The following is a 22,714-nucleotide window of genomic DNA, read 5'->3' as shown; positions in this document are numbered from 1 at the left end:
CCCTGATCAGTCGATCTCCTCGCTCGAGAACCCGCCCGACGCGTAGGTGATCGTCACGCCCTTCTCCGCCGTCGCGAGCAGGCGCATGAGGGCGTCCCGGCAGCGGGAGGCGTCCTCGACCTCCTTGAGCCGGCCGGTGACGTCGATGTTGTCGTGCCGGTGCGTCTCGACGGTGACCATGAACCCGCCGTCGGGGTTGTGCGGCATCGTCTTGACCGCGACCACCTCGGAGGCGCGGTACCAGTCGCCGTCCTCGGCCCGGATCCAGCTCGGCTTCGCCATGCGCCGGATTCTGACCGCCGGGGCGGCCCGACGTCACGCGATCTCGGCGGCGGCGCCGGCGGCAGGTCGGCGCCACGCCGACGAGAGCAGCCCGCTGGGGTCGCGGGGCACCGGGCGCTCCCGGGCGTCGGCGGTGCCGGTCGCGTCGGCGGCCTCGGCGGCTGCCGCGAGGGTCGTGACCGCCGCCGCCAGGTCGGACGAGTCGACGCCCAGCGCCGCGAGCATCTCCGCCGCCTGCCCCCACGGCCGCGCGGCGAGCGCGGTCAGCAGGGCGCCGGCGGTGACCTCAGCACCGGTGACCTCAGCGCCGGTGGCCTCCGCGCCGGTGTCCCCCAGGGCCGCCGCCTCGGCGAGCACCTCGGCGACGCTGGTGCCGGCGACGGGCCCGGCGTCCCGTCCCGGACCGCCGGGCCCGCGCACCACCGGCTCCGACACCGACGAGAGCGCGACGAGCGCCATCGCGGCGTCCGCGGTCGCGGCGGTGACCCCGGTCGCGGCGAGCAGCCCCGCCTCGGGACCCCCGGCCCGGACCAGCCCGAGCAGGAGGTGCCCGGTGCCGAACACGGCGTGGCCGCGCTCGTCGGCCTCCTGCCAGGCGAGCGCGACGACCCGCTCGGTGTCCTCGGCCACCGAGCGGCGCGTCCGCGGCGCGGGCGTGCGCCCGCGCGGGAAGGGAGTGGGCTTGACCGGGACCTCGAGGCGGACCCCGGCCAGCGCGTCGTGGATGGGTGTGGTCGTCCCCATGGGTGGAACTTCTAGCGGGTCGCGACGCGCTCCACGAGCAGGTCGGCGCCGTGCCGCGCACGTCCGGGTCCGGCGCGGCACCCCTGGTCGCCGAGGGACGGTCCGGTCGGGACCGGCGCCGGGAGGGCGGGACGGGCGTGGGTGACGCGCGCGACGCGCGGTGACGCGCGGCGACCATCGGCGGCGCGCCGGACCCGTTCGGCGGAACCGAACCCGACACGCCGGACAGCGGGGCGACGCGGCGTCGGCAGGTGGCACGCCCGGGTGGGTGCCGGGGATGGCGCAACGTGGAGCGCAGCCGGGCGTCTCTCGCTCGGCGGTGCGCTGGGCCTCAGGGCTCGTCGACGGCGTGCACCGCGTGGTCGAAGTAGCGCAGCACGCCCCGGGCGCCGTGGGCGGCGAAGCCGGGGTCGACGGTCGGCGACGCACCGGCGGCGGGCTCGTGAGGCTCGTCGGGCACCTCGGCGAGGAGGCCGCGCAGGTGGCGGTCGAGGAGCGCGTCGAACGCCTGCCAGCGTCCGACGGCGGCCTCGAGGTCGCGGGGCTCCGCGCCCGGCGCGAACGCCGCCTCGGCTGCGGCGACGGCCTCGGCGAGGGCGGCGCGACGCTCGGGACCCCCGAGCCCGGCGGCGAGCACGAGGCGTGCGGCCCACCGGACGTCCTCGACGTGGTTCCCGAGCCAGCGTCGGCGCCGGTGCACCGCGCCGAGCGTCGGCCACCGCTTGCGGGCGGCCTGCCGCGACCGGCCGGTGACCCCGCCGAGATCGGCGAGGCTCGCGCCGAGCCACACCGCCGTCTCGGCCCGGCGCGCGACGACCACGGCCGCGGCGTGGCGCGCCTCCGCCTCGACCGCGAGTGCCGCGCCGAGACCCGCCAGCGCCCGGTGCCGCGCCGCGCGCTCGCCGTCCCGGTCGTCGAGCTTGGCGCCGGGGTCGGCGACCGCTGTCCCGGCGACGCGGCCGGCGACGGCCCGCTCCAATGACAACTCCAGGTTCACACAGCCAGGATGCCGAGCATGTCAACCACGGGTTCACCGAAACTATCGCCGAGTGTCACCGTACCCGCCACAAGATCGACGCGTTAACCTCTCGGAGTGAGCCGTGGGGGCGGCTCGCACACGCAGCGCAGTTCTTGATCGATCACCGGGGGGCACCATGAGCAGCACCGTCACCGTCAGGCGTCCACCGGATGACGTAGGGCTGCGCGGCCTGCTCGGCCTCGCCGCCCTGCCCTCGCTGCGCGGCATGGCGCCGACCGAGGCCCGGGCCGCCCAGGTGCTGGGCATGGTGTGGGACCCGGCCGACGTCGTGGAGCTCGCCATCGAGTGGGTCGGCACCGGCCTCGACGCGCCGTCGCTGGTCGACCTCGCCGGACGCGACTGGGACGACCCCGACCTGCCCGTCCTCTGGGACCTCGTCCTCGACGACCTCGGCGCGCGCCACCCGGCCCCCAGCACCGCGCGCCGCCACGTGGCCGCCTTCCTCGCCCGCCGCCGCGCGGCCCTCCGGCGGATCCCGGCGCCGCGCGACGCACGCTGAGGCTCAGCCCACGAAGCCGGTGCGCGGCCCCTCGTCGTGCACCCGGGTCATGACGACGGCGTCGGTGCGCACCGTGGTGCCGTCGCCGAGGTCGAGCACGGGGTGGGACTCGCGGGCCTCGAGGTGGGCCACGATGCGCGCCTGCAGGGCGGCGGCGGTGTCGTCGTCGAGGCCGGTGGCGGTGTGCTCGTGGCCGCTGCGCAGGGCCACGTACAGGCTGGAGCTCATGGCCCCAGCGTGATCCCTGCGGGGGCGGGCCGGGGCCGTGTTCGCCCAGAGCAGGACGGGCGGCGACCCTCACCGGGTTCCCGGGACCGCTCGTCCCGAGTAGTGCTCCGAACGGGTCAGTGACCCGTTAGGGTGAGCGCGTGCCCCGGGGGGAGTGGACCGACGCGCTCCGCGCCACCGGCGGTGGTGGGCGGCCACCGTGACGGGCGCGGACTCCCCGACGCCGGCGGCACCCCCGACCCGGCCCGCGCCGCCGGATGGACGCGCTCTACCTCCCCCCGTTCTTCAGCCGTCGAGGAGCTCCCCGTGCCTGCACCGCAGGACCCGCCGACCGCGATCGTCCCGTCCCCCGAGACCCCCGAGACCCCCGAGACCCCCGGGACGCCGCCGACCGCCGATCGCCGTCGCTGGCGCCGTCCCCTGGTCTGGACCGCGCTCGCCGCCGTGGTGCTCGTCGCGCTGACCGTGTCGCTGACCGTCGGCGTGCGCACCGCCACCGCCGACCCCTCGACCGGGATGCTGCGGATCGCCCACCTCTCGCCGGTGACGCCGTCGGTGGACATGTACGTCTCGGGGCCCGACCTGGACGAGACGCTGGTCGCGCCCGGTGTCGGCTACCGGGGCACCTCGCCCTACCTCACCGAGCCCGCCGGCACCTACACGCTGACCGCCCGCCCGGCCGGTGCCCCCGCGACCAGCCCGCCCGCGGTGCAGGTGTCGGTCGAGGTGCCCGCGGGGACCGCGCAGACCGCGGCCTTCGTGGACTCGCCGATCTCGGGTGCCCCCGAGCTGCAGGTCCTCGACGACCAGACCGCGCCGGCCGCGCCCGGCTCCGCCCAGGTGCGCGTCGTGCAGGGCGCGAACGGCGTCGGCGCGCTCGACGTCGACCTCACCGGCGGCCCGCCGCTGGCCCGCGACCTCTTCTACGGCTCGACCACCCCCTACATCACGGTGCCCGCGCGGGAGTGGGAGGTCGACATCCGCTCGCGGCTGGGCTCGACCAACGAGACCAGCGTGACGCTGCCCGACAGCGGGGTGACCACGCTGTTCGTGGCCCGCGAGCCCGACGGCCAGATCATCGTGGCGGCGGCCCCCGACGCCGCGACCGTCGCGGGTGTGCCCGGGCCCGGCACCGAACCCCCCACGACCCCCACCCCGCGCCCGACGCCCGACCCCGAGACCCCGCTGCCCACGCCCCCGCGCGTGCCGCCGGTGCCCCGTGGCGGCACCGAGGCCGGGCTCGGCGGGCTCGCGACGCCGACGCTGCTCTCGACCGTCGGCGACTGGTTCTCCGGGCTCTTCTCCGACGACCCCGACGCCCCGCCGGCCCCGCGGATGCCGCTGGCCGCGGCGCTCGCGGCGCCCGAGGGCCTGCGGCCGACCGGCATGTCGATCCCGGCGGTGGGGCTGGCCGCGGTGAACCTCACCGACCTGCGCATCGACTACCGCGGCGCCCTGCAGGTGCCCACCGACTTCGGCCGGGTCGGCTGGTACACCGCGAGCGCGGTGCCCGGCGACCCCGGTCCCGCGGTGTTCGCCGGCCACGTCGACACCCGCCGCGGCCCGGCGGTGTTCGCCCAGCTCGACCGGCTGCGCCCCGGCGACGTCATCGAGGTGCCGCGCTCCGACGGCGAGACGGCGCGGTTCGCCGTCGACAGCGTCGAGTACTTCCCGAAGGACACCCTGCCCTCCGACCGCGTCTACGGGCCGGCGACCACGCCCCAGCTGCGGCTGCTGACGTGTGGCGGACCCTTCGACGAGGGCACGCTGTCCTACCAGGACAACGTCGTCGTCTTCGCCTCGGCGCGCTAGCCGGGCGGGTCAGGAGAGATCACCGTGGACGCCATCGACGTGCTCGTCGACGCCTTCGGTCGCGCGCAGGACGACGCGCACCGCGCGGTCGGCGGGCTGAGCGCCGAGCAGCTGTCGTGGCGCCCGGACGGCGACGCCAACCCCGTCGCCTGGCTGGTCTGGCACCTCACCCGGGTGCAGGACGACCACGTCGCCGACCTCGCCGGCACCGAGCAGGTGTGGACCGCCGACGGGTGGGCGCGGCGGTTCGACCTGCCGCTCGACGACGCCTCGATCGGCTTCGGGCACACCTCCGAGCAGGTCGCGTCGGTGCGCGTCGACGACCCGGCCCTGCTCACCGGCTACCTCGACGCGGTGCACGAGCGCACCGTCGCCTACCTGCGCACGCTGTCCGAGGCCGACCTGGACGAGGTCATCGACGACGCCTGGGACCCGCCGGTCACCCGCGGGGTGCGGCTGATCAGCGTCGTCGACGACGACATCCAGCACGCCGGGCAGGCCGCCTACCTGGCCGGGCTGGCGCGCCGCCGCTGACCCGGGCGTGTCAGCGGAGTGGCTCCGCTGACGATGAGTGTCCGTATCTCCCCTCCGTCGCCGGCGGCAGGCTCGACGCTCAGCACGCTCGACGCTCAGCGCGGGCAGAGACAGAACGGGTGGCCGACCGGGTCGAGGAGCACCCGCCACCCCTCGCCGGGCTGGTGCTCGGGCACCGTCGCGCCCAGCTCGCGGGCCCGGGCGACGGCGGCGTCGAGGTCGTCGACGGTGAGGTCGAGGTGATAGCGCTTGTGGCCCTCGGGGTCGGGCCACGGCGGCGCCGACCAGCCCGGCACGCGGCCGAACCCGATCGGGGCGCCGTCGCCCGCGATCATCGCGTACTCGTCCTCGGCGTGGACGGTCCGCCAGCCCAGCAGCGCGCCGTAGAAGGCCGCCTGGGCGCGGGGGTCAGGGCCGTCGAGGTTGATCATCGCGAGCGTCGTCGCCGCCGTCGTCGAACCTGCCGTCATCGCGGTCTCCGGGTGCTCGGTGGGAGCGGACGCGACGAACGCTAGGACCCGTTCCTGTCAGGGTGCGTCAGGTACGGGCACGGTGACGAGCGTCCGATCGGACCCCGGAATTCCTCCTCCTCGTCCCGTTTCTCCGTCACCCGACGTGGTGAACCCCGGTCTCGGGACGCCTCGGGCGCTAACGGCGAGGGCGGTTCCTGCGACACCGCTCACACAGCGTCCACACGGCCGCTGACGACTAGGCCGTTCGGGGGTCGATCATGGGGCAGCACCACCGGCGCGAGGACCATGCGTCGTCGCGGCCCGTCGGCGCGCCGCTCGCCCCGGTGCACACCCCGGCCCGTCACGCCGTCCCGCAGGACGCCCCGCCCGCCGGCCTCGGCTACCCGCCGCCGACCGCCTACCGGCCCGACCCGGTCACCGGCGTCCCGACCCCGCCGCACGCCGTCCCGGCCGCGCCCGCGTTCCGCACCTCGAGCCGCCGCCGCGCCGCCACGCGGGCCCCGCTGACGGTGGCCGTCGCGGGCGCCGCGGTGGCCCTGGTCGGGATGGGCGCCCAGCTCCCCGGCCTCGTCGACGCGGTGCGCACCTCCGCGGCCAGCGCGCCGGGCGCGAGCGCGCCCGCCCCCGCGACCTCGGCCGTCGCCGACCAGTGCGCGCACGTGGTCGCCGACGCCATCGACGACACGATCACGACGCTCGGGCGCACCCCGAGCGGGCAGTGGGCGGGCGTGGTCGCGGGCCGCGAGGACGCGCTCGCCGCGACCTACGGCGAGGGCTCCGCCGAGCAGCGGGCCTACGCGGCGGGCGTCGACGACGTCGTCGCCTGGCTGACCACCGACCCGGTCGCCGCCGAGGACTGGAACGTCGTCACGGACCGCGTCGCCGGCACCGTCGCGGGCACCTGCGCCTCCTGAGTGATGTGAGCACTTTCCTGCCCTATAGGGCAGGAAAGTGCTCACATGGGTGCGGCTAGTGCGAGAGCAGCGACCCGGTGCGCACGGCCGAGATGTGGCGGTCGCGCTGGGACCGGCGGGCCCGGTCGGCGGCCTGGTTCTGGGCCACGCTGACGCCCAGCAGGGCGCCGCACACGAAGATCACGCCGACGATCACCACGGCCACGATGACGAACATTCCCGAGCTCTCCTTCTCCCCCGAGCGCCGGGGACGCCCCGCGCTCGTGGATCCAGACGGGTGGACGCGTCGGCGGTTGCGGTCACGCTGCGTCGTCCACGTCACGGGCCCGTCCGCGCCTGCGCAGGCAACCTCGGCGCCGTCACGTGCTCGTGACACGGCGACCGCGTCGGGGCGCGGGAACGGGGGTACGGGTCCAGTGATGGACAGCGAGCAGACGCCGGACGAGACCGACCTCCAGCGCGTCGACCGCGAGGAGGGCATGACCCGCCCCGAGCCGACCGACGACGCCGCGGCCGACGCCGACCCCGACGAGGTCGAGCCGGCCTTCGACGTCGACCTCGAGCCCGACCAGCAGGGCCTCGCCGAGACCGCCGACGAGCCCTCGGGATAGCTCCTACCAGCCCAGCAGCGCCGGCAGCCGCGCCCCGACCGCCGGTGACATCGTGCGCGCGTACGACGCCGTCAGGTGGTTGTCGTCGAGGTAGACCAGCACGTTCCCGATCTCCGGCGGGCAGGCGGTCGGCGTGCAGATCTCGTCGCTGAGGTCGAGGAACGCGACACCCGCCGGCACGTCGTCGCGCAGCGCGTACGGCGGGTCGGCGGCGAGCAGCTCGGCGCGCGGGACGTCGCACTCCGGCGCCCCGCGCCCGTAGGACTCGAAGCACTCGGACGGTCGGTGGGCGAACCGCGGGTTGTCGCGGACGGCGACGACCGGGATGCCGCGGTCGTCGAGCTCCCGCCAGCCGGCGACGAAGCCGTCCGGCGTCTGCTCGGTCAGCCCGGCGCGCACGTCGCGCGTGGCGCTGACGAGCACGGCGTCGGGCGGGTCGGCGGCGAGGTGCTCGATCGCGGCGGCGTTGCGGTCGAGACAGAGCGCGTCGCCCGGGTCCGTCTCCGACGTCGTCCCGAACGGGCAGCGGGCCCGCACGAGCGTCCGGACCTCCCACCCGCGCTCCCGGGCCACCGGCTCGAGCGCGGGCAGCAGCTGCTGCATGTGCGAGTCGCCGAGCAGCACGATCCGCCGCTGCGGCTCCCCGTCGGCGCGGACCGGGACGCACTCCTCCAGCGCCGGCGACTCGCCGACCGGCCCGCACCCGTCGCGGTACCGGGCCCAGTCGTCCTGCACCCGCGCGGTGGAGGGCGCGACGGCCGGGACGACCTCGCCGGCCGGCGCGGGGTCGGACGCCAGCACCGTCGCCCCCGGGTGCGTCGGGTCGCCGACGGCGAGCGGTGGGGCGGCGTCGGTGGCGGCCACCGCGGCCCACACGCCGAGCGCGACCAGCGCCGGGGCGAGGAACGCCGCGATCGCGAGGCCGGCGCGGCCGGCGGCCGCCGGCAGGGAAACCGTGCGCAGGGGCGCCTCGAGGAGGTGGTGGGTGACGACCGCGAGCCCGACCGAGACCGCGACGACCACCAGCCCCCCGACCAGGCCCGGCGTCGGCGACGCGGTGAGCCCGAGCGCCAGGACCAGCACCGGCCAGTGCCACAGGTAGAGCGGGTAGCTGATCCGGCCCAGGTACTGCGCGGCCGGCGTCGTCAGCAGGCGCTCGCCCGCGCCCGCCCGGCCCGCGACGATCACCGCGGCGGCCGAGAGCACCGGCCACAGCGCCAGGTAGCCCGGGAACCCGGCGCCGACGTCGAGCACCGCGCCGCAGCTCACGAGCCCGACGACCCCGGCCCACCCGAGCACCGCGCGGGCGCGCGCACCGATCCGCACCCCGTCAAGCACGAGCGCCAGCACCCCGCCGAGCGCGAACTCCCAGAGCCGGGTGCGCAGGTCGAAGTACGCGAAGGCCTGATCGGACGCCGTCGTCACCACCGAGTGCACGAACGACACCACGACCGTCGCGGAGAACGCGGTGAGCAGGGCGGCGCGGACGTCCAGGGCCCGCGACCGCGCCCACCACGCCACGAGCAGCACGAGCAGCGGGGCGAGCAGCGTGAACTGCGCCTGGATCGACAGCGACCAGAAGTGCTGGGCGATGCTCGCGGTGCCGTGGTCGGCGTAGTAGTCGACGGCGTCGGTGGCCAGCCGCCAGTTCTCGACGAAGAACACCGAGGCGAGGAGCTCGCGCAGGTTGCGCGCCCACGTCGACGGTGGCAGCAGCACGGCGGCCGCGACGGTGCTCGTGACGAGCACGAGGCCCGCGGTCGGCACGAGGCGCCAGAACAGCCGCGTCCAGGTACCGGTGACGTCGACACGCTCGCCCCGGATCGCCGTGCGCGCCGTCATCCCGAGCACGAAGAAGCCCGAGAGCAGGAAGAACACGTCGACGCCGCCGGAGACGCGCCCGACCCAGACGTGGTAGAGCACGACCAGCCCGGCGGCGAGCCCGCGCAGTCCCTCGATCTCCGGACGGCGCTCGCTGCGGGTCCGGGTGCGCGACGCGGTGGTCGACGCGGTGGTCGTCGTCCCGCTCTCCACCACCGCTGCCGGTCCTCCCGTCGATCGTCCCGCCCGGTACTCCAGGGTCCCGTACGGCCTGCGCCGCGCCGACGCCGGGCCGTCGCCCGTCCGTGGGCATGATGGCGGCACACTGATCGGGTGAGCGTGACGCGGCGCCTCGTCGTCTGCTGCGACGGCACCTGGAACACCGCCACCGACCGGACGAACGTGGGCCGCCTGTTCGACCGCCTCGCCGCCACCGAGGACCAGGTCCCGCAGTACTTCGCGGGGCTCGGGGCGGACGGCGGCCCGATCGGCCGGGTGCTCGACGGCGCGTTCGGCACGGGGCTGCCGGAGGCGGTCCGCGAGGTCTACCGCTGGTTCGCCGAGACGTTCCGGCCCGGCGACGAGCTGGTGCTCGTCGGCTTCTCGCGCGGGGCGTTCACCGTCCGCAGCGCGGTCGGGATGCTCGCGCAGTGCGGGCTGGTCGCCTTCGCGCCCGAGCAGGACGACGCCGAGCGCGCGACGATCGTCGAGCGCGTGTTCACCGAGGGCTACCGGGCGAAGCAGGACCTCTCCGACGCCGGCCTCGTCTTCCACCCCGGCTTCGCGCCCGACGACCCGGCGCCGATCGCGTTCCTCGGCGTCTGGGACACGGTCGGCGCGCTGGGCGTGCCGCGCACGTTCGGCCTGCTCTCGGGCCTCGTCGGCCGCGAGATCACCGCGTTCCACGACCTCGGGCTCGCCCCCGACGTCCGCCACGCGCGCCAGGCGCTGGCCGCCGACGAGCGCCGCGGTCCCTACGTGCCCTCGGTGTGGCGGACCCCACCGACCGGGCGGCACGCGTCGTTCGCGCAGGTGTGGTTCCCGGGCGGGCACAGCGACGTCGGCGGCGGCACGCCGGAGACCGGGCTGTCCGACGGCGCGCTGCGCTGGATGATCGACCAGCTCGACGCGACGGTCGCCCCGCGCTGGGACGCGGGCGCGCCGCCCCGGCCGGTCGGGCAGCCGTGCGCACCGATGGACGACGGCGTCGACGGCGTGTGGCGCCTGCTCAGCCCGCGCCCGCGCGCGGTGCCGCGCATCGAGCCCGGCGCGCCGGACGTCAGCGCCTCCGCGGTGGCGCGCCGGGAGTGCGACCTCGACCCGCCCTACCGCCCCGGGCGCGTGCTCGCGGTCGGCGAGTCCGCCGAGGTGGCGGTCGACGCCGACGAGCCGTGGGTCGAGACCGGCCTCTACCTCGACCCCGGCCGCTACGCGCTGACGGTGCTGGGTCGCTGGACCGACCACGGCGCCGCGTCGCCGGGCACGGGTGCCTCGCCCTGGCCGGTCGTGTCGTGGCCGTCGTACGCGGTCGGGACGGCGCTCGACGGCGTCCGCCGGCTCGTCGAGCGCGTGACGGGCAACCCGCGCAGCGACGTCGTCGGCAGCCGTCGCGTCCCCGAGGCGGCGTGGCTGGAGCTCGTCGCCGCGGTGGCCGACGACCTCGTCGACCTCGACGGGACGGTGCGCGAGGGCACGACCGTGCCGATCGGCCCGACCGGCCGCCGCGAGCTGGCGACGGCGCGCGGCGGCTACCTCTACGCCTTCGCCAACGACGCCTGGACCGGCTACGGCTCGAACGGCGGCGCCGTGGCCCTGCAGGTGGCCCGGGTCTCCTGACACACCGCGGCGGCCCCGGCCCGTCGGGGGATCGGGCCGGGGCCGTGCGGCGCCGGGGAGCGGGGTCTCGAGGGTGTGCGGGTGCTAGCGCACCTTCACGCGGTGGGAGCGGCGCGCGGCGGTGTTCGCCTCGAGCTGGCGGCGCCAGAGCTCCCAGGTGTCGGGGTCGAGGTTCTGGCCCGCGGGCGGGGTGTGCGGGGCGCGCGGGGCGGGCAGCGCCGGCTGGCGGTCGCGCGTCTCCCGGTTCGCGGCGGGCAGGACCGGCAGGTCACCGGTGAGCGGCTCCCACGGCCAGGACTGGCGGACCGAGCGGGAGCGGTGGAAGCCCAGGCCCATGATCCAGCCGAAGATGAGGTGTCCGATGAGCGAGAGCGTGACGGTCACCCACGTCAGCGGGAACATCATCGTCTGACCGCGCGGGGCGATCGCGACCGTGCCCATGAGGCCCGCCCACACCGGGAAGACCGAGAACGCGATCGACGCCCCGACCACGGCCCGGCGCGACCAGCGCTGCAGGCCGAACGCGCAGGCCAGCGCGAAGAACGTGATGCCGATGCCGCCGCCGTCGCCGACGTAGCGCCAGAGGTACCCGACGACCGCGCCGGCGGTGAGGTCGTCCGGGTTGCCGGTGATCCAGGTGCCCATGGTGGGGATGAAGTCCGCCCACCAGCCGAAGGCGTGCACGGTGGTGAGGCGGAAGCCGTCGTAGACGGCGCACCCGACGATCCCCCAGATCATCCCGTCGGCGACGACGCGGTCGCCGGTGTGCGGGGCCAGGACGGTGAGGGCGACGACGGCCGTGGCGAGGGGGATGACGAGGATGCCGGCCGACATCTGCATCGTGATGAGCCCGAAGACGTGGGCGGAGATCGCGAGCAGCGGCAGCGCGGCCAGCAGCAGGTGGAGACCGATCCGCAGGAGTCCGGCGCCGTCACGGCCCGCGGGGACACTCGTGGCGCGCGGAGAGGGCCCCGTGGCGGGGCGCTCCGGCGTGGTCGTCGTACGCATCGCCTCGGAACGCTAGGCAGGCGCGCGGCCACGCAGCGCGAACCTGAGAGACGCTGAGGGCGTCACCCGCCCACGCGCCGGCGGGACGCGACGACCGGCCCGCCGGATGCCCCGATCGGACGAGCCCCGCCGGTGGCCGGGCACACGCTCCTTTCATCTCCGGCGATCCGGGCGCCCGCACGGCGACGACCCGCCCGTGGCGCGCGCCGAACGGCCTACGGTCCCGGCCCCGGTCGGGGGCACCCGCCGCCCGTCGGACCGGTCGTCGACGCCGCGCCGACACCGGGCCGTGACCGCACCGCGATCCAGCCCGGACGAACCGCCGCGCCGTCATCGGGCAGGGTGCGACGCACCGCGACCGGCCCGTTCCGGCGCGTCGCGCGGTCGGCCGCGCCCGTGAGGGGCCGGACGCAGTGTGGTCGCGGTGAACGGGCAGGATGGAGCAGCCATCCGCCGCGAGGGGCACGCCGTTCGGCCCAAGGACACGCTCGGAAGCACGCCAGGATCACGGTCGGGTGACAGGCTGTCGGCGGACGAGCACGATCTGCACGGCCACGCGACGGGCCACCCCCGTCCGGACCGACCCGGGAGACGCCCTCGATGACCGACGTGGCCGGCCACGCCGACACCTCGCCCGGTGACGGGCGGCGTCCGGTCCGCAGCCATCGTGCCCGCCGCGGTCTCCGCGTGCCCGGCGCGCCCCCCGACACGGTGGCGACGCCCGACGGCGCGCAGAGCGCCCGGGCCCGGCACCGCCGTGCCCCCGGCACGGGACCCCTCGTCGTCCCGACGAGCACCGCGGGCCCCAGCCGTCACCGGGCCACCGACGCGACCGGCGGCTTCGACCGCGACGCGTTCACCCGCGCGGTCGCCGACGCCCCGACCGGCCCGATCACCACCGGCCCGGCCGCGACCGCCGCCGTCGTCACCGGGCCCGGCACCGGCCGCCACGCCGCGCCCGAGCCCGGCGAGGTCCCCGCGCCGCCCGCCCACCCCGGCGCCCCCACCACCCACGTCGCGGCCCCGACCTCGCGCCACGCCCGCAGCAGCCCGGCGAGCACCACCACCGACACCACCGTCACCGCGGCCCCGACCGGCGCCGCGTCGGTCACGCGCCTCCCCGGGCCGGCCGCCGCCGCGCCCGGCGAGGCACCGGACGACACCGCCCGCGACGAGCCCGCGCGCAAGCGCCGCACCGGCGTGCCGCTGCGCGCGACGATCGGGCTGGTCGGCGGGGGCGGGGTCGCGGCGCTGGTCGCGCTGACCACGCCCGGTGCGCCCCTGCCCACGACGCCCGACGAGCCCGCCCCCGCGGCGGCGTCGCCCGCCGGGCTGTTCGCCGAGGTGCTGCCCGACGCGCCCGTCGCGGTGCCGCCCCCGCTCGTGCCCGTCGCGCCGCCCGCGGTCACCACGGCGCCGACGCCGGAGGGACCCGAGCCCGTCGTGAACGCGCTGTTCGACGCCGCGGCCGGCGCGTTCGAGGACCTGTTCGACAACAGCGCCAACGACGGCCTCGTCGAGGACGGGCCGAAGCCCCGGATCGTCGCCAACCCCGACGACCCGAACCGGGAGGCCTGGCAGTTCTCGCTCGGACCGGGCGGGAAGCGCAGCGAGGTCCTGCCGCAGGGCCCGGGCACCGAGCCGGTGGTCGGCCAGGAGCAGTTCATCCGGTACACCGCCCGGCTCTCCGACGACTTCCCCACCGACACGAGCAGCTGGCAGGTCATCCTCCAGTGGCACCACACCTCGCCGAACGGCTCGCCGCCGATGGCCCTGCAGGTCAGCAAGGGCCAGCTCTACATGGTCAGCAACGGTGACGACATGCAGGCGATCGGGCCGGTCTCGCCGGGTCAGCGGATCGACCTGACCATGAACATCGTCTGGTCCATGGACGCCGACGAGGGCCGCGTGACCGTCTGGCGCGACGGGCGCCCGACCGGGGTCACGAACTGGCAGCCGGACGACGGCACGATGAGCACGCGCGAGGCGTACATGAAGATGGGGATGTACCGGGACCCGGACATCCGCGGGCGCGGCTCGATCATCGTCACCGACCTCAAGGTCGGGCGCGACGCGCAGGGCATCGGCGGCATCGGCCCCCGCCGAACCACCGACTGACGCCCCTGCGAGGCGCACGGGTCCTGGCCCGCGCGCTGGTCCCCGTCGCGCTCGCCGCGCTCGTGCTCCTGCCCGACCGCGTGCGCCTGGACCACAACCTGCCCTTCGCGGTGTTCGCGGCACTGCGTCCGGCGCTGACGGTCCTGGTCGCGGTCCTGCTGGTCGTGCTCGCGCTGCGGCGGTGGCGGCGGCCGGCGGTGCGACGCCCGGGCGGCGCGGTGGCGCTGGCCGGCGTCGCGGTCGTCGTCGCCCTCGCGGCCGCGGTCGTCGTGCCGCGCACCGTCGCCGCTCCCGAACCCCCGCCCGGCGGCACCCCGCTGACCGTGCTCGAGCTCAACGTCTTCCAGGGCCTCGCCGACGTCGACGCCGTCGCCGCCCTGATCCGTCGCGAGCGCCCCGACCTCGTCGTGCTGCCCGAGGCCGGCGAGCGCTTCCGCGCGCGGATCGCCGCGCTCGTGCCGGAGTACCGGTCGTGGACGAACGTGCCGGCCCGGGCCCTCGACGTCCGCGGGATCACGGTGCTCGCCGCGCCCCGGGCCGGCGACGTCGCGTTCCGCACGATCTCCGACCCGCCCGGCTCCCCCACCGACACCCGCTACCCGTGGGCCGAGGTCACCGGCGGCATCCTCGGGCCGGTGCGGCTCGGCGCGGTGCACGTCGTCTCGATCACCCCCGGCTGGATCCGCTACTGGCCCGGCGAGCTCGCGCTGCTGGCGCGCTGGTGCGCCGGCGCGGGACCGGCCCTCGTCGTCGGCGACCTCAACGCGAGCCCCGACCACTCCGCCTTCCGCGCCGGCACCGCGGGCTGCGCGGACGCCGCGACCGAGCGCGGGGCGTCGCTGACCGCCACGTGGTTCGCCGGGGTGCCGCGGGCACTGGGCGTGCAGATCGACCACGTGCTCACCCGGAACGGCCCCCGGGCCCGCGACGTCGCGGTGCTCGACGTGCCGGGCACCGACCACCGCGCCCTGCTGGTCCGCCTGGTGCGCTGACGCGCACCTAGGAGACTGCTGAAGAAGTCAGCGCGTCGAGGCTGGTGGTCGGCGGGTGGGCTGGGATCCTTGTCGGGTGCAGGGTCGCTCTGATGATCAGCGTGAGTTGCTGGATGTGGAGTCGGTCGCCGGGCATTTGCTGAAGCCGGGCAGCGTGTTCGCGTTCCTGGCCGCGCATCGGGCCCGGCTGTTCGCCCCGGAGCTGTTCGCCGACCTGTTTCCCACCCGCCGCGGCCGGCCGAGTGTGCCGCCGGAGGTGGTGGCCACGGTGCTGGTTCTGCAGGCCCTGCACGGCCTGTCGGACCGGGAAGCTGTCGAGGCACTCACGTTCGATCTGCGGTGGAAAGCCGCCTGCGGGCTGGCGATCACCGACACCGCGTTCGACGCCTCGACGCTGACCTACTGGCGACGCCGGCTGGCCGCCTCGAACAGCCCGAACCGCATCTTCGAGACCGTCGCCGCGGTGGTCGCCGAGACTGGTGCGGTGGCGGGGAAGACCCGCCGGGCGCTGGACTCGACGATTCTGGATGACGCGGTGGCCCGCCAGGACACCGTGACCCAGCTGATCGCCGCGATCCGCCGGGTCGCCCGCGACGTCGGTGCCGGCGCCGAGGTCGTCACGGCGGTCACCACGAGCGGGCATGACTACTCCCACCCGGGCAAGCCGCAGATCGCCTGGGACGACCCCGCGGCCCGTGACGAGCTGGTCTCCGCGTTGGTCAACGACGCGTTGGCGGTACTCGCCGAGCTGGAGACGCGCCACCCCGGCGGGGCCGGGCTCGACGAGCGCGCCAGTCAGGCGGTGGCGTTGTTGGCGCTGGTCGCCGGGCAGGACGTCGAGCCTGCCGAGGGCTCCGATGGCACCGACGGGCGCTGGCGCATCGCGACCAAGGTGGCCCCGGACCGGGTGATCTCCACCGTCGATCCCGACACCCGCCACGCGCACAAGTCCCGGGAGCGCCGCCAGGACGGCTACCGCGCGCACGTGGTGGTCGAGCCCGACACCGGGCTGATCACCAACACCAGGCTCACCCAAGCCTCGGGCCCGGACAACAGCGACGCCACTGTCGGTATCGCCCTGCTCACCGGCGACCCCAACCTCGAGGCCGCCGCCAGCGAGCCGGGCGAGGCGCTGGAGGTGCTGGCCGACTCGGCCTACGGCACCGGCGACGCCCTGGCCGCGCTCGCCGCGGCCGGGCACACCGCGGTGATCAAGCCGTGGCCGCTGCGCCCGACCGTCCCCGGCGGGTTCACCATCGACGACTTCACCCACGATCCGGCCGCGAGCACCATGACCTGCCCGAACGGGATCACCCGCCCGATCACTGCGAGCGGAGCAGCGATCTTCGGGGCGCACTGCCGCGACTGCCCACTGCGCGCGCAATGCACCACCGCCACCTACGGGCGCACCCTGCACCTCGGGCCGCACCACGCGCTGCAACGAGCACACCGCGCCCGGGCGAGCACCCCCGAGCACCTCGAGTCCTACCGTCGGCACCGGCCCATGGTCGAGCGCTCCATCGCCTGGCTGACCCGCGGCAACCGGCGCGTCCCCCACCGCGGCGTGGTCAAGAACAACGCCTGGCTGCACACCCGCGTCGCCGCGCTCAACCTCCGCCGAATGATCACCTTCGGACTGCACCTCGACCACGGCCGATGGGCCCTGGCCGCAAGCTGATCCGAGGACCCAGCCGACTACCGGCCCGGCTACGGCCTCGACAGCCCATCAACAACCCGCCACTATCAGCGCCGGGCGGGGCGACCTCTTGTCGCACCCACGGGTGCTGACCGCAGCACGACTGCCGAGGCGCCCCGCCCACCAACCCACTTCTTCAGCGGGCTCCTAGCTCGCGTGGCGTTCCGGGGCGGGCAGCGCGTGGGCGTGGCGGGGGCGCACGGGGCGGCCGCGCAGGTCGTGGTGGCCGCCGACGAGGCCGCACCAGGAGCAGGTCGGCCCGGGGATGCGGGTGACGGGCGCGGGGACGGCGGTCAGGCGGTCGGAGTGGGCGGCGGGGGCGGCCGCCGGCTCGCCCGACCCGGCCCGCCGGGCGCGGACCGCGCGCCAGACCCGCCGCAGCGCGAAGCGCAGCACGGCGAGGAGCACGAGCGCGGCGAGGGCGACCACCGCGAGCCACTTGGCGAGCAGGACGGCGCAGAACGCGATGAGCAGACCGACGACCACCGTCGTCACCCGCGCGTCATCGTCCACGCCGCAGAGGGTAAGCCTGTCGAGGGACGTCGCGGCGTCACGGACACCCCGCGTGTCCCGACGACCTCGTGCGTCACACGACCCGGGCGTGCCGGACCACGGACGGGGCCCGTGAACGAGAAAGCCCCGCGGGCCACCGGGTCGGGGGTCCGGTGGCCGCGCGGGGCACTCGGGATGTCGTCCGGGCCCGGCCGGTCGTTACACGGTCTCCGAGGAATCCTCGCCCGGGATCCCCGTGGGGGTGACGTCGTCGGGCCACGCGACGGTGCGTGTCCGCACGGTCACCCCGCCGGGGGTGCGACCGCCCGCGAGCGCCGCGGACCGGACGCAGAACTCGACCCACAGCAGGTACTGGATCTGCTTGGCGAGACCGAGACGGCTGTAGAGGACGTCGGCGACCGGATCGCCGGCGCGCGCCCAGGTCGTGATGCCGAACTCGAGCCCGTCGTCGAGGTCGCGGGCCGCGAACTCGATCTGGCCCGCCTCGAGGTGCCCGACGAGCGTGCCGAGCCGGAACGACGTGGCGTCACGGCGCAGCACCCGCACCGGCCCGTCCCACGGCCCGGGCATCCGCACGACGAGCTCCTCGCCGACGGTCATCGCGCCGCTCGCCGCGACGTAGTCGAAGCGGGCGACGCCGGGCACGACGGCGCGGTTCATGTCGCGGGCGAGGGCGTCGACCAGGTCGGCGGCGCCGCGCCGGGCGCCGACGACGTGCACGCGGAACCGGCGGTGCAGCGCCGGGCCGTAGCCCTGCTCGAGGGGCTGGTCGCGCTCCGTGGCGTCGGTCAGGGCGGGCGGGAGGTCGCGGTGGTCGCCGGCCTCCTCGATGATGTGTACGGCGGCGTCGGGCCGCACGCAGCGCCACAGCATGCCCGCGACCCCGCGCGGCAGCCGCGTGAGCATCATGGCCTCGCGGAGCACCTGGCGCGGCCCGGGGATCCAGGCCGAGGTGCCGAGAGCGGGATCGGGGGACGCCGGGTGCGCAGCGGGGGACGCCATGGGCACGGCGTACCCCGGGACGGCGCGGTCCTCCCCGGGATGTGCCTCAGGACGCCGAGGGCACCCCGGCGGGTGACGCGTCGGACTCCGCGCCGGTGCGTCCCCCGCGCCGCGTCTCGCAGTGGGCCTTGAGGTCGGCCGCGAGGGTCTGCAGGTGCCCGGCCACGGTCCGGGCGGTCAGGCGGGCCACCGGCGAGCCGATCCAGCCGGCCCGCTCGTGGGTGACGACGAGCCGCGAGTGCGCGTCACCCGCCGCGGTGAGCGTGAAGCGCACCTGCGCGTGCCCCCCGAGGCCCTCGCTGCGCAGCGCGAAGCGGTGCCGGCGCGCCTGGAACTCGGCGACGCGCCAGGTCCGCTCGGGCAGCCGGGGGGCGCGCAGCCGCAGGACCCCGTCGTAGGCGAGCGCGCCACCGCCGAGCAGGACCGCCGCGCGCACGGCCGTCGTCCACCGCGGCCAGCGCGTGACGTCGGTGACCACGGCCCAGACGTGGTCCGGGCAGGACGCGATGTCCACCGCGATCTCGCAGCGCATGGCTCGCCTCTCCGATGAGACTCCCCGACGCCCGCCCGCACGGCCGCCCCGACGCCCACCCACGGTAAGCGGGCACCCGCCGCAGGGCCAGGCCCGGGCACGGGTCGACCGCTCTCAGGCGACGCCGGTCTCCCGGCGACCGAGGCCGATGCCGGTCAGGCCGGCGCGGCGCAGGGTGGCCGAGTCGAGCAGGTTGCGGGTGTCGACCACGATCGGCTGCTTCATCACCCCGGCCATCGCGGCCCAGTCCAGGGTCCGGAACACCGGCCACTCGGTGAGCACCACCACCGCCTCCGCGCCGTGGGCGGCCTCGAGCGGGTCGGCCACCAGCGTCACCCCGTCGACCTCGCTGCGCCCGGGCTTGTCCGGGTTGCCCGGGTCGCCCACCAGCGCCGGGTCGTAGCCGACCAGCTCCGCCCCCGCCTGGCGCAGCAGCGCCGCGATCGCCAGCGCCGGCGAGTCCCGCAGGTCGTCGGTGCCCGCCTTGAACGTCAACCCCAGCAGCCCCAGCCGCACCCGCGTCAACGACCCCGTCCGCCGGCCCGTCACCGCCTGGCGCACCTTGTCCACGATCCGGCTCTGCTGACGGGTGTTGGTGTCGATCGTCGCGCGCAGCAAGCGGAACTCGAAGTCCGCGGCGTCGGCCACCTGCAGCAGCGCGTGGGTGTCCTTGGGCAGGCACGACCCGCCCCACCCCGGCCCCGGCGACAGGAACGCCTGCCCGATCCGCCGGTCGTAGCCGATCGCCTCGGTCACATCGCCGATGTCCGCGCCCACCCGCTCGCACAGCTCGGCCATCGCGTTGACATACGACAGCTTCATCGCCAGGAAGCAGTTCGCCGCGTACTTCATCAGCTCCGACGACGACGCGTCGGTCAGCACCGTCGGCGCCCCCAACCGCGCGTACAACGCCGCCACCCGCTCCGCGGCCTCGGCGGTGTCACAGCCCACCACGATCCGGTCCGGGTTCAGGAAGTCGTGCACCGCCGAACCCTCACGCAGGAACTCCGGGTTCGACACCACCGCCACGTCCGGACGGTCGAGCAGCTCCGCGGTCCGCGCCGCCGTCCCCACCGGCACCGTCGACTTGTTCACCACCACCGTGCCCGGCGCCAGCAGCTCACGGGTCTCCTCGACCACCGCCTCCACCGCACGCAGGTCGGCCACCCCACCCACCCCCATCGGTGTGGGCAGGCACAGGAACACCACCTCGGCGTCGAGCCCGTCGGGGAAACCCTCCGAGACCGCCGACGCCGCCCCCACCACGAACGACAACCGACCCGCGGTCACCTGCTCGGCCACCAGCTCCGACAGACCCGGCTCCAGGATGTCCACCACACCCCGACGCAGCCGCTCCACCTTCGCCGTGTCGATGTCCGCGCACACCACCTGGTGACCCAACGACGCCAGACACGCCCCCGTCGTCAGACCGACGTAACCGGTCCCCACCACCGCCACCCGACGCGTGAACACGGCGCTCCCCCTGTAGTCCTCGGGTCGAGAAGTCTCGTCGTCGCCGGACACGCTGCCAGATGACGCTCCGCACCCGTCCGCGTGGTCGGGCGCGTCACCCCCGGACCGGCACGGCTACGCGTCCTGGGGCTCCCGGCTCTCCTGCGCGGGGGCGCCCGTCCGGCGCCGGTCGAGCAGGGTCTCCAGCAGCAGAAACGCGAGCAGGCTCGCCCCGAGCAGCGGGACCAGCACGCCGATCAGGATCGTCACCGCGACGACACCCACGAGGAGCCCGCGGGGCAGCGAGCGCAGCACGCCGTCGGCGGGCACGTGGCCCGGCCGGCGTCCCGGGCCGCGCCGGAACCACAGCACCCAGCCCCACACGACCATGCACGCGAGCCCGAGCGCGAGCACGCCGAGGGCCACCTGGTTGGCGACCCCGAACAGGTAGCCCATGTGCGCGTCGATGCCGTAGGTGGCGAGCTTGGCCGCGAGCGGCCAGTCGGCGAAGCGCACGACGTCGGTGACCTGTCCCGTCGCCGGGTCGATCGCGATCGCGTCGTGCTCCTCGGGCCACGTGCGGTCGATCTGGGTGACGGTGGTGGCCGCGCCGGGCTCCTCGCCCGGGGTGATCTGGATCAGCCCGTCGAGGCCGTAGTCGGCGGCCACGCGCGCGGCGAGGTCGTAGGACGCCGGGGACGCCTCGGCCGTGCTCGTCCCGGCCACGCCGCCGTGGTCGGCGTGCGCCCCGGCCTCGGGCACGACGTCCGTGGTGCCGGGGAGCGCGGTGGCGGGCTCGGGGGTCTCCCAGGAGAGCTGCGCGCGCAGGGCGCCGATGTTCTCGCCCGCGTAGGTCGACCAGGTCAGACCGGTGGCCGAGAGGAACAGCAGCCCGAGCGCGGCCCAGAGCCCGACGACGGCGTGCCAGGACAGCAGCCGCGCCCGGCGCCCGCCCGAGGTCCGCGGGACGAGGAGCGCCGACGCGCGTTCCTTCCGGCGGCGCCGGACGAGCCCCACCCAGAGCGCCAACCCGGCGAGCACGAGCACCCACAGCCACGACGCGGCGAGCTCGGTGTAGAGCCGGCCGGCGTCGCCGAGGTGCAGGTTGCGGTGCAGCTGGTCGACCCACGCGCGCAGCGGCATGGCCTGCCCGGAGCCGTAGGTCTCGAGGACGCCGCGCAGGTCGCCGGTGTGCGGGTCGACGAAGGCGGTGCGGTAGTACGACTCGGGCAGCGTGGGGTCGTTCGCGATGACCTGGGTGGTGTCGGTCGGCGTCGGGCCGGGGCGCACGGAGCGCAGCTCGGTGCCCGGCATGGCGTCCATGCCCGTGCGCACCTGGTCCGCGAGCGGGCGGTAGGTATCGGAGGCCGGCACCGTCAGCTCGTGGCGGTACACGACCGGCTCGAGCGAGGGCATGAGCGTGTACACGAACCCCGTCAGCGCCGCGAGCAGCAGGAACGGGCCGACGAGCACCCCGCCCCAGAAGTGCACGCGCAGCACGAGCGGGCGCAGCAGCGCCCAGGTGCCGGTCCGCGTCGAGGCGGGGGCACGGGTCGGGGCGGGCTGGTCGTCGACGGTCACGGGGGCCTTCCGGGGAGCGGGGAGCCTGGGTCAGTGCAGGAGGAGCATGAGGGCCATCCCGGCCCCGGTGACGGCCTGGCAGCCGAGCTGGACGGCGGGCGCGTCGACCACGCGTCCGACGCGGGCCACCGGCCCGGCCGGCCCGCCGCCCCCGACGACGACCACCGCGGACGACGGGCGCACCAGCGCCGCCACGGTCAGCGTCGTGTGCACGAGCAGGTAGAGGGCCAGGGCGACGCCGACGGCCTGGAGCGCGAGCGGGGTCGCGCCCGCCGCCGCCGTCCCGTGGCCCGCGTGCCCGGCGTGGCCGCCGCCCGCCGCGCCACTGCCCGGGACCATCAGCGCGTACATGACGACCATCGCCGCGTTCGACAGCAGCAGGTGGGTGGGGTGGGCCGCGCAGCGGTCGGCGCCGATCGGCGAGCCGAGCGCCCGACCCCGGGCGCGCAGCGCGACGAGCCGCGCCGCCCAGGCGAGGCCGAGCACGGCGAACGCGGCCACGCCCACGGCGGGCGGCACGAGCACGATGGTCGCCGGCAGCACCATGAGCGCCATCCCGACGCTCATGGCGACGTGGTTGGCCTCGGCCGCCGCGGCGGCGCGCTCGTGGCGGGCGCGGCGGCGCCACAGGCTCACCACGCAGAGCGCGGCGGCCGCGGCGAAGACGGCGGCGAGCAGGCCGGGCAGCGGGGCGGGGAGGCTCACCGCGCGTCCGCGAGCAGCCCGTCGAGGACCCCGGCGCGGGCGTCGTCGACGATCACCGCGAGCTGCCCGAGGCTCATCCGGATCGAGGACCCGAAGTCGTCGGTGATCACCACGCGGCGGTCGTCGTCGGCGGCCGGGTCGACGAAGAGCTCGGGGCAGCCGCACGAGCACTGGCCGCAGAACGTGGCGACGTGCTGCAGGCCGCCCGCCGGCAGCGGGTCGGTGTCCGTCGTGGGGTCCGTCATGGCGGTCTCCTCGGGTGGCCGGTCGCGGATGCCGGGGTGGCTGGGAGGCTGTGAGCAGCGGCGACGGTACGACGGTC

At 76.1% G+C, this 22,714-nt stretch carries 24 protein-coding genes; 9 read left to right on the top strand and 15 right to left on the bottom strand.

Features of this window, described 5'->3' with window-relative positions:
* Positions 1–6 precede the first annotated feature (6 nt).
* The 3 genes from ACYX4T_RS24070 to ACYX4T_RS24060 form a co-directional block, all read right to left on the bottom strand.
* Positions 7–282: a hypothetical protein gene (locus tag ACYX4T_RS24070; protein WP_476011738.1), complete on the bottom strand. Its 276-nt coding sequence runs from the start codon at positions 280–282 to the stop codon at positions 7–9.
* Positions 283–315: 33 nt separating this feature from the next.
* A complete protein-coding gene (locus ACYX4T_RS24065) occupies positions 316–1,026 on the bottom strand; it encodes a Clp protease N-terminal domain-containing protein (protein ID WP_476011737.1) in 711 nt (236 codons plus the stop codon).
* A gap of 331 nt (positions 1,027–1,357) precedes the next feature.
* Positions 1,358–2,023, bottom strand: coding sequence for a hypothetical protein (locus ACYX4T_RS24060; RefSeq protein ID WP_476011736.1), 666 nt, complete (start codon positions 2,021–2,023; stop codon positions 1,358–1,360).
* Positions 2,024–2,180: 157 nt separating this feature from the next.
* Here ACYX4T_RS24060 and ACYX4T_RS24055 point away from each other — a divergent pair, with 157 nt between their 5' ends.
* Positions 2,181–2,564: a hypothetical protein gene (locus ACYX4T_RS24055; protein WP_476011735.1), complete on the top strand. Its 384-nt coding sequence runs from the start codon at positions 2,181–2,183 to the stop codon at positions 2,562–2,564.
* A 3-nt stretch (positions 2,565–2,567) separates the two neighbouring features.
* Here ACYX4T_RS24055 and ACYX4T_RS24050 read toward each other — a convergent pair whose 3' ends face one another.
* Positions 2,568–2,792, bottom strand: a complete 225-nt coding sequence (locus tag ACYX4T_RS24050) for a hypothetical protein (RefSeq protein WP_476011734.1) — start codon at positions 2,790–2,792, stop codon at positions 2,568–2,570.
* A gap of 306 nt (positions 2,793–3,098) precedes the next feature.
* On the opposite strand from ACYX4T_RS24050, the gene ACYX4T_RS24045 reads away from it, so the two are divergent.
* Both ACYX4T_RS24045 and ACYX4T_RS24040 read left to right on the top strand, forming a co-directional pair.
* Complete coding sequence (locus ACYX4T_RS24045) at positions 3,099–4,604, top strand: class F sortase (protein WP_476011733.1); 1,506 nt, start codon at positions 3,099–3,101, stop codon at positions 4,602–4,604.
* Positions 4,605–4,628: 24 nt separating this feature from the next.
* Positions 4,629–5,138, top strand: a complete 510-nt coding sequence (locus tag ACYX4T_RS24040; protein ID WP_476011732.1) for a mycothiol transferase — start codon at positions 4,629–4,631, stop codon at positions 5,136–5,138.
* Between the two features lie 95 nt (positions 5,139–5,233).
* On the opposite strand, the gene ACYX4T_RS24035 is transcribed toward ACYX4T_RS24040, so the two are convergent.
* Complete coding sequence (locus ACYX4T_RS24035) at positions 5,234–5,608, bottom strand: VOC family protein (RefSeq protein WP_476011731.1); 375 nt, start codon at positions 5,606–5,608, stop codon at positions 5,234–5,236.
* 260 nt (positions 5,609–5,868) lie between these two features.
* Between ACYX4T_RS24035 and ACYX4T_RS24030 the strand changes: the two genes are divergently transcribed.
* Positions 5,869–6,525: a hypothetical protein gene (locus ACYX4T_RS24030; protein WP_476011730.1), complete on the top strand. Its 657-nt coding sequence runs from the start codon at positions 5,869–5,871 to the stop codon at positions 6,523–6,525.
* A 55-nt stretch (positions 6,526–6,580) separates the two neighbouring features.
* On the opposite strand, the gene ACYX4T_RS24025 is transcribed toward ACYX4T_RS24030, so the two are convergent.
* A complete protein-coding gene (locus ACYX4T_RS24025; protein ID WP_476011729.1) occupies positions 6,581–6,742 on the bottom strand; it encodes a hypothetical protein in 162 nt (53 codons plus the stop codon).
* 202 nt (positions 6,743–6,944) lie between these two features.
* Between ACYX4T_RS24025 and ACYX4T_RS24020 the strand changes: the two genes are divergently transcribed.
* Positions 6,945–7,136, top strand: coding sequence for a hypothetical protein (locus ACYX4T_RS24020; RefSeq protein ID WP_476011728.1), 192 nt, complete (start codon positions 6,945–6,947; stop codon positions 7,134–7,136).
* A gap of 3 nt (positions 7,137–7,139) precedes the next feature.
* Here the strand turns inward: ACYX4T_RS24020 and ACYX4T_RS24015 are convergent, their stop codons facing one another.
* The gene (locus tag ACYX4T_RS24015) at positions 7,140–9,173 is read right to left on the bottom strand and encodes an acyltransferase family protein (protein WP_476011727.1); all 2,034 of its coding nucleotides are present in this window, start codon (positions 9,171–9,173) and stop codon (positions 7,140–7,142) included.
* A gap of 117 nt (positions 9,174–9,290) precedes the next feature.
* Between ACYX4T_RS24015 and ACYX4T_RS24010 the strand changes: the two genes are divergently transcribed.
* Positions 9,291–10,793, top strand: a complete 1,503-nt coding sequence (locus ACYX4T_RS24010; protein WP_476011726.1) for a DUF2235 domain-containing protein — start codon at positions 9,291–9,293, stop codon at positions 10,791–10,793.
* Positions 10,794–10,877: 84 nt separating this feature from the next.
* On the opposite strand, the gene ACYX4T_RS24005 is transcribed toward ACYX4T_RS24010, so the two are convergent.
* Complete coding sequence (locus tag ACYX4T_RS24005; RefSeq protein ID WP_476011725.1) at positions 10,878–11,801, bottom strand: hypothetical protein; 924 nt, start codon at positions 11,799–11,801, stop codon at positions 10,878–10,880.
* Between the two features lie 600 nt (positions 11,802–12,401).
* On the opposite strand from ACYX4T_RS24005, the gene ACYX4T_RS24000 reads away from it, so the two are divergent.
* The 3 genes from ACYX4T_RS24000 to ACYX4T_RS23990 all read left to right on the top strand — a co-directional run bounded on the left by ACYX4T_RS24000 (position 12,402) and on the right by ACYX4T_RS23990 (position 16,589).
* The gene (locus tag ACYX4T_RS24000) at positions 12,402–13,919 is read left to right on the top strand and encodes a heparin lyase I family protein (RefSeq protein WP_476011724.1); all 1,518 of its coding nucleotides are present in this window, start codon (positions 12,402–12,404) and stop codon (positions 13,917–13,919) included.
* 62 nt (positions 13,920–13,981) lie between these two features.
* Positions 13,982–14,911, top strand: coding sequence for an endonuclease/exonuclease/phosphatase family protein (locus ACYX4T_RS23995; RefSeq protein WP_476011723.1), 930 nt, complete (start codon positions 13,982–13,984; stop codon positions 14,909–14,911).
* A gap of 76 nt (positions 14,912–14,987) precedes the next feature.
* Entirely contained in the window at positions 14,988–16,589 is a 1,602-nt protein-coding gene (locus ACYX4T_RS23990; RefSeq protein WP_476010294.1) for an IS1182 family transposase, read from the top strand.
* Between the two features lie 165 nt (positions 16,590–16,754).
* Here ACYX4T_RS23990 and ACYX4T_RS23985 read toward each other — a convergent pair whose 3' ends face one another.
* The 7 genes from ACYX4T_RS23985 to ACYX4T_RS23955 all read right to left on the bottom strand — a co-directional run bounded on the left by ACYX4T_RS23985 (position 16,755) and on the right by ACYX4T_RS23955 (position 22,637).
* Positions 16,755–17,120: a hypothetical protein gene (locus ACYX4T_RS23985; protein WP_476011722.1), complete on the bottom strand. Its 366-nt coding sequence runs from the start codon at positions 17,118–17,120 to the stop codon at positions 16,755–16,757.
* Positions 17,121–17,318: 198 nt separating this feature from the next.
* The gene (locus ACYX4T_RS23980; protein ID WP_476011721.1) at positions 17,319–18,122 is read right to left on the bottom strand and encodes a DUF1990 family protein; all 804 of its coding nucleotides are present in this window, start codon (positions 18,120–18,122) and stop codon (positions 17,319–17,321) included.
* Between the two features lie 46 nt (positions 18,123–18,168).
* Positions 18,169–18,654: an SRPBCC family protein gene (locus ACYX4T_RS23975; RefSeq protein ID WP_476011720.1), complete on the bottom strand. Its 486-nt coding sequence runs from the start codon at positions 18,652–18,654 to the stop codon at positions 18,169–18,171.
* A gap of 114 nt (positions 18,655–18,768) precedes the next feature.
* On the bottom strand, positions 18,769–20,127 hold the full coding sequence (locus ACYX4T_RS23970) for a UDP-glucose dehydrogenase family protein (RefSeq protein WP_476015363.1): 1,359 nt from the start codon (positions 20,125–20,127) through the stop codon (positions 18,769–18,771).
* Between the two features lie 114 nt (positions 20,128–20,241).
* Positions 20,242–21,687 (bottom strand): PepSY-associated TM helix domain-containing protein, encoded by a 1,446-nt coding sequence (locus ACYX4T_RS23965; RefSeq protein ID WP_476011719.1) that lies wholly within the window; start codon positions 21,685–21,687, stop codon positions 20,242–20,244.
* A 30-nt stretch (positions 21,688–21,717) separates the two neighbouring features.
* Positions 21,718–22,392: a DUF5134 domain-containing protein gene (locus ACYX4T_RS23960; RefSeq protein ID WP_476011718.1), complete on the bottom strand. Its 675-nt coding sequence runs from the start codon at positions 22,390–22,392 to the stop codon at positions 21,718–21,720.
* A complete protein-coding gene (locus ACYX4T_RS23955) occupies positions 22,389–22,637 on the bottom strand; it encodes a hypothetical protein (protein WP_476011717.1) in 249 nt (82 codons plus the stop codon). Before ACYX4T_RS23955 ends, ACYX4T_RS23960 begins: the two co-directional genes overlap by 4 nt.
* Positions 22,638–22,714: the final 77 nt, after the last annotated feature.

It is taken from the genome of Actinomycetospora sp. ABD4_176, from assembly GCF_056311855.1.
This window is presented reverse-complemented; position numbering and strand designations above follow the sequence as displayed.